We start from the raw sequence: 13,982 nt of genomic DNA on the forward strand, positions 1-13,982 counted from the left end.
CCACGGCGCGAACGCAAAGGGCGCGCAGCCACAGAAATGGAATTGCCTACGCCCAGCCAGCATTGAACTCGAGAAAGACGGGAAGCGCTGGGAGGTGGGCATCGGCCTCTGTAGCGGCTTGATGGAGGCCCACCGTGTAGCAGAGCGCCGCTGGCCGGGGACGAGGATGATTGAGGTTCGCTTCGGCGAACAGTTGGCTTCCTTTTGACCGGTACGTCGAAAATCAGCTTGCTGACTAGGTGTGATCAAACTCCGTGACGAGTACCGGCACAGTTCCCAATGCGTGGGCAATCGCGACAGTTGCGCGATCGCCAAACACACCGTACGCAAAAGAGCACATAGAATCTTGAAGGCGACAGCAACCACATACGAAATCTCCATTCAGGGTCTGGATACGACAGAGTCGAACAGAAGCGTCGGTGCCCCATTACCCGTCAATGGCATGCGTCTAATTCACCCTGGTGAAGTCCTGCGCGAGGAGTATCTTGTGCATTTGGAAATTAGCGTCAACGCACTCGCTAAATCACTGCAAGTGAGCCCGAACCGCATAAATCAGATTGTGCGAGAAGAACGAGGCGTGACGCCTGACACCGCCCTGCGCCTCGCCCGCTACTTTGGTGGCGATGCACAGTCATGGCTGAACATGCAGCAGACGTTCGATCTGAAGGTAGCGCGGAACAAGGTTGGTGCGAAAATCGATCGCGAGATAATGCCGCGCAAGGAGAAAAATGATTGATCATAGCCCGAATGTATGCTCGACCGGCCAGTACTCTCAGCAGCAACGGAGGCAAAGCCAATTTCCGAGCAAGAGCGATCGAGCAAAGTTTTAACGCGGTAACGCCTCTATCCAGTTTCCGACGTCACACGTTGGCCGTCCCCTCGAAAGGTGCGTCCTTGGTGAGTGGTGACGGTTCGAACAAAATGATGGTTGTGTTCTGACCTTGGCTTCCCGACTACTAGTAACCGATCTTGGGAAAATTATCACCGACAACTTGCGGTGGTCCTAGTCCCTTTTCGGTAACACTTGATTGGAATCAGATGCATCCTTGGGCGTAAGGTCGGGGTGCGCCATCACAAACAAGTCTAGGCTGACGAAAACTTGGCGACCGAATTCGACCCGTTACGGCCATTCGTGCTCGGTTTGTCAACGTCCGCTTTGCGGCGGTCGGTGTCACTCTAAGCCGAAGCCAGACCTCTCGATTCGGTCTCGTGAAGCAGTGATTCCGGCGCTCTCGCACCAAGCGCGCCGAAGACTGTTCCGGGCGCCCCGCTAACAGTCGCGGTGCTCATGCGCGCGCCTCTCTAGCGAAGAGGGCAGCATTTCGAGGCTTTGGCCTGTCTCAGTTGCCTCGACCTTTCTGCGACACGGCCATCGAGTGCGGCACCCCAGCGCGATCAGCTCGCTACATTCGTCACTGGAGTTGTTGGGACCGCCCCAGCGCTCGACAGATCGCGCAGTCGGTCAAGGACGTTTCTTGCTGCGTCGGGTCCCGCTCCGCGCAATGCCAGCAGCGCCGCGGCCAAGGCGGCCTTGTCGTCGTAGCACAGTAATTGGGCGATCTCATCCGCCGGAGCCGGCAGCGCGTGGCACATGTAATCAAGGATATCGGCCTCGATCCGCTGGGTCAGTACCCGGTCGATCTGGTCTTCGCGCGCGGCGGCCAACACCTTTCGCCAAGCAGTGAGCTGCAACCCGCGCACATCGACGGGATTCAGGCCATAGCCGAACTTCTCGACGGCGCGGTCGACGTAGGGGTCGAAACGATGCCCGGGCCACTCGCGATTTAAGCGGAGCTGGAGCTCTGCGACGAGGCGCGCACCGTCGGTTGGATCGGTGAGTTGGTCGCAGGCCCGGATTGCAAGCGCTAAGACCTCTAACAACTCCCTCAGCAGCGCGTCGAAACAAGCCTTCCAGTGACTCTCGGAATTGGGGGAGCCGACACCGCACGACTTCGAATACCAGTCCGACGCAACGCGCATGGTCTTTACGTCTCGCGTGCTGTCGAACGCTAGGTTGTGGCTCATAGCCGTTCGCAGCGCGCCGACGTTCGGGAGCAAGGCGGTCGCCGTGCTCCAGGGCGGTAACGACTTCAGAAACCCGAGCGGAACACGTGCCGTCTCATTGAGCATAACGTAGCCCCATGCGACAAGCCGAATAAAGGATAGTTCGTCGGCATCGCCTCTCGGCGCTTCGACCGTGATCTCTGGCAACGCCGGCTTCACGTGCCCTGCGAGCCTGCGCCGAAGGATGTTCAATTCCGAATACAGAGTCCCGAACGTCATGACTTGGCCCCGATGCGGATCGGATCGGCGATCGGCCCGAGGAAATTAAACGCGATATTGAATCCCCGCAATTCTCGCCCCTTTCGCAGGTCCTCGTTGCTAAATTGACGGACCTCAAGGTCGATCTTCCCGGAAAAATTCTTCACCGAGACGGACCAATTGCCTTCCTTGCGCAGGCGATCCGCAGTGCCTCGATACCCATCAGGATCCTCGCTGACCAGCAACAAACGGCGCACTACGCGCGAGCTGTCCTCGAAGTTCGAATCGCGGGCCAGTTCGTTGAATTGCTCGCGGGCCAGCGAAGAATCGCCCACGATCCATTGTAGCGCCGCCTCGAGCAGGCGGTAAACGTTCGATGCCCCGCTCCCAGCCAACTCGTTCAAAGTCCGAACGTATTTCAAAATCTTCCCCTGGAAAGAGATATCTTGGGGAATGACGCTTCGATCGTGTCGCATTAGCCGTTCGCCTGACATCGCCAGCCATCGCAATTGGATCAGCAACTGGAGGCCTCGCAGGTCATGGGCTATATGTTCGTAGCGATCCTCGAGATAGGTAGCTGCCTCGTCGGATTGCTTCCTGATCTCCGCGTCCACTGCACGTGTCGCGTCCAGCGCGTCCGGGCAGATCGAGCGAGCCCGCAGATAATAGGCCACTGCGGGCTTGAGCCGTTCGAGCGCCTCGAACGAGCTGTCCTCGAGCTCGTTGTCGCGCAGCACTTGCGCGACCTTCATGCGCCGTTCCTCGAAATCGGCGCGGTAGCGCCACAGGTTGACGTCCGCGCTGAAGCTGTCGAACGTGGAATAGATGTCTGCGAGCAATTCCTGCTTCTGCTGATCGGACAGCACGTTTTCTTTCACGATCAGCGCGGGCGCCCAGATCGCAATGTCGAATGGATGGTAGCTGTTGCCCGTTGAAGCCGCGGCCGTGATGGCCACCCGGGCTGCGCCATAGTACGACATGATCTGTTCGGCATTTGCCTTTCGCCGCGCTAGCCCACACGCTTGGTAGCAGTAGATTGTCGCGCGCTCGACGGACAGATTCTTCCGCGTCCGCCTGCCCGCGGGCAGCTTGCCGTTGGCGATGTCTTTCAACGCGATCTCGATCACATCGCGTGCCTCCTCGAGGATCACATCGCGCTCCTCATCGAGGACGCGCTCATCTGGATCTGAGGTGCCGTCTGAGATGAAGATGGATTCGCGTCGGAACGCCGACTCCTGGAGCATCAGACTGGCATCATGCACGTTGTGACGCGTGCGCAGTGTTGTCAATGCGCGCGCGAAATCCAGATAGCCCTTCTGGTATTTGTTAAGCCTCGGTCCGTCTCGATGCATCTTGTGCAGCAAGTCGAGCAGGAAATCGCGTTCCGCCGCCCCGTCTACGCTGGAGAGCCTAGTGGCGCAAATCAATTCGACGATGTAACTCACCTCGCGCGAGGTGCCGCCCAAGCGCCGGGCGCAGATCAGCTCGGCCTCGAGCTGCAATCGCGGAAACACTAGTAGATCGTTGCCCTCGCCGTCGGCCATCTTCCAGCGAAATAGGTCCAACCGGTCGAACATGTACAAGATCTGGGCGTAGTCGAGGTTTTCGTCGACGCTACGAATAGCGCGCAGCAGCAGGTTGACGGGAATAGGGCAGTCCAACCGTCCGGCAACCATCACGTAATCGACGAAACGACCAGCCGCATCTTCGCCCTCCGCCGCGAGCGTCTCGTCGGACTCGAAGATTTTCATGTCGCTCCCCGCCCGCCCGGCCTCGATCAGCTTCTGCGCAAGTTGCGACTGCATCCGCTGCGGACGCGGGACGCTTCTGGCTCGCAGGCGGATCAACTCCTCCGTCGCTCGCGCCTCGTCGTTGATGCCCCCAACGATGCGCGCTCGACTGACTGCCAAGTAGCGGTACAGCATGGGCAACACTTGGGAGCCAGCTCGCTGATAATCAATCCCCTCGTTCGCATCGAACCGGGCGATCAGCGACTTAATTTCCGCGGCCTCGTGCGGACTCAAAGTCGCCAGCGCCTCAGGATAATTCTTGTTCGACTTGGTGCCGCTGAGATCCAGCCGATAGCAGGTGCCGACGATGATCACGCGCCGGCCTCGGCTCTTCAGCCCATCCATCAAGTCACGGTAGCGGCGTACTTCGGAATTACAATCGCACAGAATAACCGTGCAGTCAGCCCCGCTGCGTTCCGCCGCTTCGCAGAAGTCGTCCAGTTCCATCGCCAGCGGCACGCGCGCCCAAGAGTACAGCACTGGCAGTTGCAACCGGCTGCGCAGCGTGCACGCTAGACGAGCGACGGCCAGACTCTTGCCCATACCCGACTGCCCGTGGATGACGATGAGGCTCTCGTCATGCCCTGGCCGCTGCACCAACTGCTCCACTTGGCTCCAGAGCGACTTCTCGAAATCTCGCTCGATCGAGAACCCCCTCGCTACGCCCTCCACAAGACCACGCGCTCCGACCAAATCGCCGTGGAATCGGCAGAAGGCTTCCTCCAATTGCAGCTTGTCAAGCGGCTCTGGCGGATCCGTCCATGTGTCATCCACGATGGCGGCCGCAGCCTCGATGCGCAGCCGGAGGTTCGCAGTGAGGCGCAGGAACTTGTCGGAGCCCAGCATGATGGTGCCGGAGTCTGGCTGGAAGATCGCCTGTCCAGCCTGGTGTGGCCTGGACGCGATCTCGAAGTCGAGCACCACCTCCTCGAGAGTGCGCTCGTCGGTGACCAGGTTGCCGCTCGCGACGAGGTCGTCAAAGAGCTCGGACTGCGGCGGCTCTTGGTGCGCGAGGAACCAGAGGATGCGCATCCCTGGCTGCTCCGACAGGGGAGCGAGCAATTCGTCGACCGAGAGCCAGTCGTCAGTGTGAAAACCTGCGACCACAAGCAGGCCGAGCGAGGTCGTGGTCTCGGGAATGCGGTTGACCAGCGGATTTGCGTGGACCGTGCGCCGTTTCTGGAAGTCCTTGCGCGATCGCGGCGCGCGCGTTTCCAGCGCGGTCTCGTCGGCTCGACCGAACAGGTAATGCACGCCCGGACGTGCACGACTGCGCGGCACTCGCGGAAAATAATCCTTGGAAAGAACGGACTCCGGGATCCGGCCGCGCGTCTCGAGCCGCATGACGATGCGCGGATCGATACTCGACGTGAAGACTGCGCTCCACGCGACCTCGAACACCTGTTCAAGGGCTTCGGAGGGTACCTGGCGCTCGAAGCGCTCGACGATCCAAGGATAGATTTCGTCGCTTAACGGCCGCTGCAGCAATGTCGTCCATGTTGCCTCGGGATCGCCCCCTCCTAGATGCTCCTCAATTCTTGCAACTACTGGATCGATCTTCGCTTGCACGTTGGCATATCGCTGTCCCAAGAACAGAACGACGGGGCGATTACTCGCCACAGCGTCCCCTAGCTCCTCCAGAACCGTGTCAGACACTCCAACTCCTCGCGAGAATGATATAGGGGACTAGTCTACCCTGCGTTCTGCGGTCGCCAGCACTGTGCGCAAGGAGTCGTCCGCAAATTACTGGCAACCAGTGGTGGCCGAGGGCGTGGTGACGATCGCGTTACATTGTGTAGAGGCGGTAGTCCCACGCCGCTGCGGCAACGCTCGGCGTTCGTATCCCGGCGGCGTCCCCTTAGCGCCGCACCTGTTACCCAATTTCTAGCAGCACAATCACGCCACCGATGGCGAGCAATTTTGAGAGCGAAAATACTGTAGTGTCGATCAACGCTATGGTCGTTCAGATGATGCCGATGACCTAGGGGCGGCGAGCCGCGGCGCTCTCCCGAAACTCACGATGCCGTCAATCGCTGACGGATAAGTACCTCATTGCGGTCGCTCGTCGTCGGTGCCCGAACCGCTGTTTCTGGCCGTGACGTGCCCGTCGACTCACGCGACAGCCCCGCTTTGCCAGCTAGCGCTGCTGATTCGGGATAGTCCAAGCCATTCCGTGCTTTCGCGTCTAACTAACCGTGCGCTAGTCCAACAAATTCCGTTCCCCGACACTCTGTCACCGATGGGCTCGACGCAAGAAGAAACGTTTACGCAGCGAGACGGTGCTCATAATATGGCCGGTCGCGATCATCAAGAATGGCATACATCGCTTCGAGATCGGACCTGCCTGGGCTCAGCCATGCCTCGATGTCTTCCGCCTTGATTGGGACGATACAACGGTCATGGCCGGCCGCTTCGACCTCAGGCGGCGGTTCATCGGTGATCGCGGCGAAGGAGAGTAAATCAGGCTCCCCAGGCGCAGTCCATCGCGACCAAAGGCAGGCGGCGTGCATCAACTGGCCGCTGTTCGGACGGAATTCCAGTACAACATTCTCGTCCTGCTCATGCGATTCCAGGAGCGTGCCTTCCATCTTGGCCTTGCTGACGTTTTCATAGAACACGTCCACCAGCATGATGCCGTGCGTATGGCCAAAGCATGGCTTCCAGAACCCTTCAAGGTTATCCCGACGGGCGTTATACGTGCCGGGGAAGCGCCGATCATAGTTCTCGGGCTTGCCCGCGATACGACATTGGTAGCGCATCGGCTTCACGACGTACTGCCCGTTTTCGATGATCAGCACCGGCGCATAGTGTCCGGGAAAGATTCGGGAGTCGCGATCCTTGGGTGTTGTGCGCCGCAGGTCGTCGAGCCGACGAAGAGCGGAATCAATCTTATCGGTGGCGATACGGCGGCTTTCTGTCGCCGCTTTCGTGACCTTGGTCTGTAACGCACGCTCAGCATCAGCGAGGCGGGTGCGCTGCTTGAAAAGATTCTGTTCGAGCGTGTTCGCCTGCCCTGTGTTGAAACGATCGATGAATTCCTTGATCTGGCGTTCGTCGTCGTTTTCTGGATGAAGAAAGGCGTCCTCCATCGCTTTGGGGATCTTGGCTTTGCTGCCTTCGGCGCGTTCCCAGAACAGGCGCGCGAACTCGCGGACATCCATCTGTGCGCCAAACATCTTCACGTAGCGTCGATAGTCCGCCTGGATCTGCGCCGAGTAGCACACTGCCGCCTCCTGTAAGGTTTAGCTGTTCGCCTGATCGTCTATGTTGCCGTGCCGGTTGCTTCGCGGCACAGCTTCATCATCTTCTGGACCACCGTGCTCGCATGGTTTAACCCCATGTCGCCAGTGAAGAGCATTGGCACATCGGACTGACGGAGGGCGATCCCCGCGCTCTTCAGATCACGGCGGGCAATTTTGAGGGCCAACTGTCCGATGCGCACGCGCTCAGGCCAGCTCATCGTAACGAGGTTTCGCTTGAGCCAAATGCGGCAGCTATCCACGGCGTGATCCACCCGCCACTCCTGTGTCAGCGCATGCGAGGCGGCAAGCGTCGCCACCAGAAAGCACAAGAGGTCGGCCCGCGCGCCATTCAGCTCGTCAATATCGGGTAGATCCATGGCGCTCCTCGTGGGTTCTTAACATACTAGCCGCCTTCGTCGGCTCCGTTCGCCACCTCGCGAGATCGGCCGTTTCCACTGCCCGCTTGTAGGCAAGTGCGGTCGGCTTACACACTTTCAACGACCTAGATCGACGGCGCGCTGCAGGCAACTCCGCTCCAGCGCGCGATCGATTCCATCAGGCGAGTAGTGCCGGTCCCACACTGTCGTCAGCCCGACAATGGTTTGACCTTGTCGGGCAACCCTGTACCCACGGGTTAGCCATTCTCTTGCAAAGAAGGCTCGCCGACTTTTCCATAGGCCGCAGCCTCAGCAATCGTCACGTCGGCAGACGTCTCGCACACTTGGCGACGAGGTCGTCGACCTCGGGCGTCCGTGTCTCGGAGCAAGCATAGAAATCAAGTTTCCGCGGCTACATAAAAAGGTGCGGATCACTGCTCCCATTTCTGCGCTACACTCGATACTGTACGTTTATACAGTGTTTTCACGCCCCTCTATTACCGATCATGCCCGCTTTGCCTGAACACATCGAGTCGATTCACCCGGCGCTTTGGCGTGGGTCTCAGCTCGCGCGTGCCTATGGCAAAACCATCGACACCGGCTACGCCGCGCTATCAGCGGAATTGCCCGGCGGTGGTTGGCCGGTTGGCGCGCTGGTTGAATTACTGGTGCAACAGCCAGGCATCGGGGAGATGCGCTTGCTCAACCCTGCACTCGTCGCCTCGAGCAAGCGGCCAGTCGCCCTTTTACAGGCGCCGCACATACCGAACAGCTTGGCGTTCGCCTATCTGGGCGTGCCGCTGGACAAGCTCATGATGTTGCGCGCGCCCAAGACAGCGGACGCCCTTTGGTGCGCCGAGCGCGTATTGAACGCCCGAAGTTGCGGTGCACTGCTCGTCTGGCAGCACCATATCCGGTCTGAGGCATTGCGGCGTTTGCATCTGGCGGCACAAGCAACGGAAACCCTCCTGATTCTGGTCCGACCGCTTTCCGCCGCCCAAGATTCATCGCCTGCGACGTTACGGCTCGGTGTACGGCCGGCCGATGGCGGAATCGTCGTCGACGTGATCAAGAGACGAGGACCTACCCGCACCGACCAACTGTCCATCCACCTTCAACCTTCACCGATTCTGCTCAGCCCTCATGGCCGTGTTCGTCGCCATCTTCCTGCCCCGGCTTTCGCTGGAGGTATTTCGGCCGAGGTACTCGCCTCGGGCTGAACACGGCTGTGTAGTGCTCGAACGTGACAAGGTCATTGTGCTTGATCAGGTGGCAAGAGAGGCAGGGGTAATGGTAGGCATGAAGCGCGGTGGCGTCACGACGCTCGCGGTGGATGCGTTGATGTACGACCGCAGTCCCACGCGCGAACTTGATGTGCAACGCGAAGTCGCGTTCGCGCTGCTGCGCTTTTCGCCTCAGGTAGCGGTGCGGGAAGAAGAAACGATTGTCGTGGACGTGACCGCAAGTCTGCGTCTGTTCGGCGGCATCCGACACGTTTGCCGACAGATCCGAGAGACGGTCAACACCATCGGCGTGACCGCGCGCATGAGCGTCGCGCCTACGGGCCAAGGCGCGTGGCTTCTCGCCAAACGCGGCCGCCGGCGGGTACTCAAAATGGCCTCGCTTGAACGCAGTCTCGGGGAGCTTCCTTTCATGGTCGTCCCCGAAGTTCGGTCTTTCGGGGAATGGTTCAACGGCCTTGGTTGCCAAGTGCTCAACGATGTTCGCCGCCTGCCACGGGCAGGACTTAAAAAGAGGTGCGGTGTGGATTTACTGGATTCGCTTGACCGCGCCTATGGCCTGTCACCGGAACTCTACGAGTGGCTGGAGCTGCCGCCTTCGTTCAGCGCGCGCACCGAGTTGCCTGATCGCGTCGAGCACGCCGAAGCCGTTCTATTTTCCGCGCGACGGCTGATCGTGCAGTTGTGCGGTTGGTTGAGCGCGCAGCAGCTCGCGCTCACGCAGGCGACAATCACGCTCGAACATGAACGCGGCCGTCAGGCGATCGAGCCGACGACGATCGATATTGCGCTTGCCGAACCGACATGGCAGGAAGAGCATCTCGTTCGTCTGTTGAAGGAACGCCTCGGGCGCATCGAACTTGAGGCAGCCGTTATTGCCCTGCGCCTGACAGCATCGAAAGTGGAGCCGGCAGAGCCGCCGAGCGACTCGCTGTTCCCTGAGCCCGGCGGATCGGCTCAAGATCACAATCGCTTGCTCGAACTGCTGGTCGCGCGCCTGGGGGCCGAGAACGTCCTGCGACCCGCACCGACTTCGGATCATCGTCCCGAACACGCGAATCAATGGGTGCCAGTGCAGGCGGCAACGAAAGCATGCCCTCCTCCGGCCGAACTTCCACGGCCAGCGTGGCTGCTTGACGTGCCCGTGCGGCTAATGATCAAGCATCACCGACCGTTCTACGGGTCACCCCTCAAACTCGTCTCGACGGGCGAGCGCATTGAGGCCGGGTGGCACGACGGTGAACTGGTGTCGCGCGACTACTATGTCGCCGAGGCCTCGGATAAAAGCTGCTACTGGATCTACCGTGAACGACCGAGCGTGAAGACGGAAGAAGTCCGCTGGTTCCTTCACGGGCTGTTTGGATAATCGGTGGTGTTGCCGTGGATCTCTTCTCGTCAACGCTTCCTGACTACGCAGAGCTTTTCGCGTTCACGAACTTTTCGTTTCTTCACGGCGCGTCGCACGGCGAAGAGCTGGTGCTGCGTGCGTCGCAACTCGGCTATTCGGGCCTTGCGATCACGGACGAGTGTTCTCTCGCCGGCGTCGTGCGCGCACACGTGCAGGCCAAGGAAGAAAAGCTGCCGCTGATTATCGGCTCTTACTTTCGACTCGTCCACGCCGACAAGCGTCCGGCATTCGGCCTTATTCTTCTTGCACAGAACCGTAACGGCTACGGCAACCTATCGGAGCTGATCACGCTCGGGCGCATGCGCGCTGCGAAAGGTACGTACCTTCTCACGCCACACGATCTGTCGAAACCCGACAAGGAATACGCCCATTTGCGGGGCATGTCCGATTGTCTGGCGATCCTCGTGCCGGATTTTCCGGCAAAAGAAGAGGCGCTCTCCGCGCAGGTCGAATGGCTTAACGCGACGTTTCCGTCGCGCGGCTGGGTCGGCATGATCCTGCATCAACGCGCGATGGATGACATTCACCGCGGCAGCGTCGAGTACGTCGCGGAGCAACAGCGGGTGCCGGTAGTCGCGCTGGGCAACGTGGTCATGCATGTGCGCTCCCGCAAACCGCTGCAAGACACGATGACGGCGATCCGCGTCGGCAAGCCCGTTGCCGAATGCGGTTACGATCTCGCGCCCAACGCGGAGCAGCATCTTCGCTCACGCCTTCGGATCAGCAACTTATATCCAGCTCATGCAGTGGCTCAAACGCTCAACATCTTCGAGCGCTGCACGTTCTCGTTGGACGAACTGCGCTACGAATATCCCGACGAGCTCGTACCGGAGGGTTTTACGCACGAGGCGTATTTGCGGCAGGAAACCTACATCGGCGCGCATAAACGCTTTCCTGCGGGCATTCCGCATGACGTGCAAAAGCAGATCGAATACGAACTACAGTTGATCGGCGAGATGCGCTATGAAGCGTACTTTCTCACGGTCTACGACATCGTGCGTTTCGCACGTAGCCAGCACATCCTGTGTCAGGGACGCGGGTCGGCCGCGAACAGCGCGGTCTGTTACTGCCTGGGCGTGACTGAGGTCGATCCCTCGCGCGGCAACATGTTGTTCGAGCGATTTATCAGCAAGGAACGCGGTGAGCCGCCTGATATCGACGTTGATTTCGAGCATCAGCGGCGTGAAGAGGTCATCCAGTACATCTATCGCAAATACGGACGGGATCGCGCAGCCATCGCGGCAGCGGTGTCCACGTATCGGCCGCGCGGCGCGTTGCGCGAAACCGGCAAGGCGCTCGGCATCGATCCGCAGATCGTCGACAAGGTCGCGAAGAGCCATCAATGGTTCGATCACTCACAGGACCTGTTACGCCGCTTCGAGGAGTCTGGGCTTGACCCGCAGAACCCCCTCATCACGATGTGGGCGAAACTGGCTGCGCAGATTCTCAACTTCCCGCGACATCTATCGCAGCACTCGGGGGGCTTTGTTATCAGCCGCGGCAAGCTTACGCGGCTCGTGCCCGTCGAGAATGCGGCGATGGCCGATCGCAGCGCCATTCAATGGGACAAAGACGACCTTGAAGCGCTGGGCCTTCTGAAAATCGACGTGCTCGCGCTTGGCATGCTCTCGGCTATCCGGCGCACGCTCGATATCGTCTCCGACCAACGCGGCGAGCGCTTCGAGATGCAGGATATTCCGCCTGAAGACCCCGTAACCTACGAGATGATTTCACAGGCGGATACGGTCGGAGTCTTCCAAATCGAATCGCGGGCGCAGATGAGTATGCTGCCACGCATGCAGCCCAAGACCTTCTACGATCTCGTGATCGAAGTGGCCATCGTTCGACCGGGACCGATCCAGGGCGGCGCAGTCCACCCGTATCTGCGGCGGCGGCAGAAGATCGAGCCGGTTTCGTATCCGAGCCCGGAGCTTGAGACCGCACTCGGCCGCACGCTCGGTGTGCCAATTTTTCAGGAGCAGGTGATGCAGGTTGCCATTCTGGCTGCCGGCTTTACTCCTGGGGAGGCGGATCAACTACGACGGGCAATGGCCGCGTGGAAGCGCAAGGGAGGCCTGGAAAGATATTACGATCGCATCGTCAACGGCATGCAGCAACGCGGTTACGACCAGGCATTTGCGGAAGCGATCTTCGAGCAGATCAAAGGCTTCGGCGAATACGGCTTCCCGGAGAGTCACGCGGCGAGCTTCGCGCTGCTGGTGTATGCGAGCAGCTGGCTCAAATGCCATGAACCGGCTGCTTTCCTCACGGCGATGCTTAATTCGCAACCAATGGGCTTCTACTCGCCTTCGCAACTCGTACAGGACGCGCAGCGTCATGGCGTCAAAGTCGTGCCAATTGATGTGACGATCAGTGGCTGGGATTCGGCGCTCGAACTTCAGCCAGGCTGCCAGGCACCAGTTGTCCGTCTCGGACTTTCACTGTTGAAGGGAATGCGCGATGGCGCCGCGCAACGCATCGAGAACGCCCGAGCCGTGAGACCGTTTGGGAGCGTGAGCGACCTGGCGCGCCGAGCGCAACTCGACCGCCATGATCTGCAAGTGCTAGCGGCTGCTAACGCCCTTCAATCGCTCGCGGGCAACCGGCGCGACGCGCTCTGGCAGTCGGCCGCTGCCGTTCCTGACCGAGATCTCTTGGCTGATACTCGGATCGACGACGAGACGCCAGCCCTCGGCGCGCCTTCTGAAGCGCAAGATATTGTCAGCGACTATAACTCGACAGGGCTGACTCTTGGGCGACATCCTTTGTCGCTTTTGCGTCCCACGCTTCTCGAGCAGCGACTGATGCCGGCGTCGACGCTACGCACCTTCCGAAATGGACGTTTGGCTCGCGGTTGTGGACTTGTGACCGTACGGCAACGACCTGGGACGGCGAAGGGCGTAATGTTCGTCACGCTCGAGGACGAAACGGGGAATGTGAACGTCATCATCTGGCCATCGCTGCTTGAGAAGCAACGCAGAGAGGCTTTGGGCGCCGCACTGCTGGCTGTGTACGGTACCTGGCAATGTGAGGGAGAAGTCCGACACCTTGTCGCTCAACGGCTGGTGGATATGTCACACCTTCTGGGCGGCCTTACGGCCGTCAGCCGAAACTTCTGTTGATTCTCCCTGCAGGTCGACCGGCGCATGACGACCCACCTCGGCCGTTCGACCCTCGGTACGCCGAGCGTCTGTAGATAAAACTGGACCGGCCAGTCGAGCGCGGCCCTTGTCGACATTTTCGTCGGCCCTAGCCACCGTTCGTCCCGGCTGCGTTCCAAGGTCAGCAGTGGGCCGCATTGCAGACAGCCGCAACAGCGAACGGCTCAGCAGCCACGTTCATAGCATCCCACCAACTTCGACACATTCCGGACGCTCCACACGCGGTGAAATGGGCTGCGGGCGCCTATGCTAAAGAGGGCGGCGCAGCTTATGCCGGATCCGGTCCGCCATCCCTGCGGTCCTCGGAAACGAAGGGTTTGCATCAAGCGTTTACTACGATCGTCAGCAGAAGTTGATTCAAGCGGATGATGGTCGCGGCCGCTACAAGCGTCTAAATCGGACTATTCGCCACCGCCAGTCGGTATCTGATAGCGAAACAACTACACGTCGTGAGGCATCAGAATGAAAAATAACTTGGTTAAGAGCTTGCTGGCTTGCGTC

Annotated in this window: 8 protein-coding genes; 4 read left to right on the plus strand and 4 right to left on the minus strand. The window is 59.9% G+C overall.

Annotated features, from left to right (window positions below):
- Positions 1-442: 442 nt before the first annotated feature.
- A complete protein-coding gene (locus tag QCE69_RS10945) occupies positions 443-736 on the plus strand; it encodes a HigA family addiction module antitoxin (protein WP_309931626.1) in 294 nt (97 codons plus the stop codon).
- A 659-nt stretch (positions 737-1,395) separates the two neighbouring features.
- Here QCE69_RS10945 and QCE69_RS10950 read toward each other — a convergent pair.
- The 4 genes from QCE69_RS10950 to QCE69_RS10965 all read right to left on the minus strand — a co-directional run bounded on the left by QCE69_RS10950 (position 1,396) and on the right by QCE69_RS10965 (position 7,671).
- Positions 1,396-2,283, minus strand: coding sequence for a hypothetical protein (locus tag QCE69_RS10950; protein ID WP_309930662.1), 888 nt, complete (start codon positions 2,281-2,283; stop codon positions 1,396-1,398).
- Positions 2,280-5,708, minus strand: coding sequence for a hypothetical protein (locus QCE69_RS10955; RefSeq protein WP_309930663.1), 3,429 nt, complete (start codon positions 5,706-5,708; stop codon positions 2,280-2,282). The genes QCE69_RS10950 and QCE69_RS10955 overlap by 4 nt, the downstream gene beginning before the upstream one ends.
- Before the next feature lie 608 nt (positions 5,709-6,316).
- The gene (locus QCE69_RS10960; RefSeq protein WP_309930666.1) at positions 6,317-7,276 is read right to left on the minus strand and encodes an SOS response-associated peptidase family protein; all 960 of its coding nucleotides are present in this window, start codon (positions 7,274-7,276) and stop codon (positions 6,317-6,319) included.
- Between the two features lie 38 nt (positions 7,277-7,314).
- Positions 7,315-7,671, minus strand: coding sequence for a hypothetical protein (locus tag QCE69_RS10965; RefSeq protein ID WP_309930667.1), 357 nt, complete (start codon positions 7,669-7,671; stop codon positions 7,315-7,317).
- 506 nt (positions 7,672-8,177) lie between these two features.
- Between QCE69_RS10965 and imuA the strand changes: the two genes are divergently transcribed.
- Genes imuA through QCE69_RS10980 form a run of 3 tightly spaced genes read left to right on the plus strand, consistent with a single transcriptional unit; the run spans position 8,178 to position 13,442 of the window.
- Positions 8,178-8,891, plus strand: a complete 714-nt coding sequence (gene imuA / locus QCE69_RS10970; protein WP_309930669.1) for a translesion DNA synthesis-associated protein ImuA — start codon at positions 8,178-8,180, stop codon at positions 8,889-8,891.
- A complete protein-coding gene (locus QCE69_RS10975) occupies positions 8,815-10,278 on the plus strand; it encodes a DNA polymerase Y family protein (protein WP_309930671.1) in 1,464 nt (487 codons plus the stop codon). Before imuA ends, QCE69_RS10975 begins: the two co-directional genes overlap by 77 nt.
- 14 nt (positions 10,279-10,292) lie before the next feature.
- Positions 10,293-13,442, plus strand: coding sequence for an error-prone DNA polymerase (locus QCE69_RS10980; protein WP_309930673.1), 3,150 nt, complete (start codon positions 10,293-10,295; stop codon positions 13,440-13,442).
- Positions 13,443-13,982 lie beyond the last annotated feature (540 nt).

The organism is Caballeronia sp. LZ032, from assembly GCF_031451315.1.
In the GTDB taxonomy this organism is placed as follows: domain Bacteria; phylum Pseudomonadota; class Gammaproteobacteria; order Burkholderiales; family Burkholderiaceae; genus Caballeronia.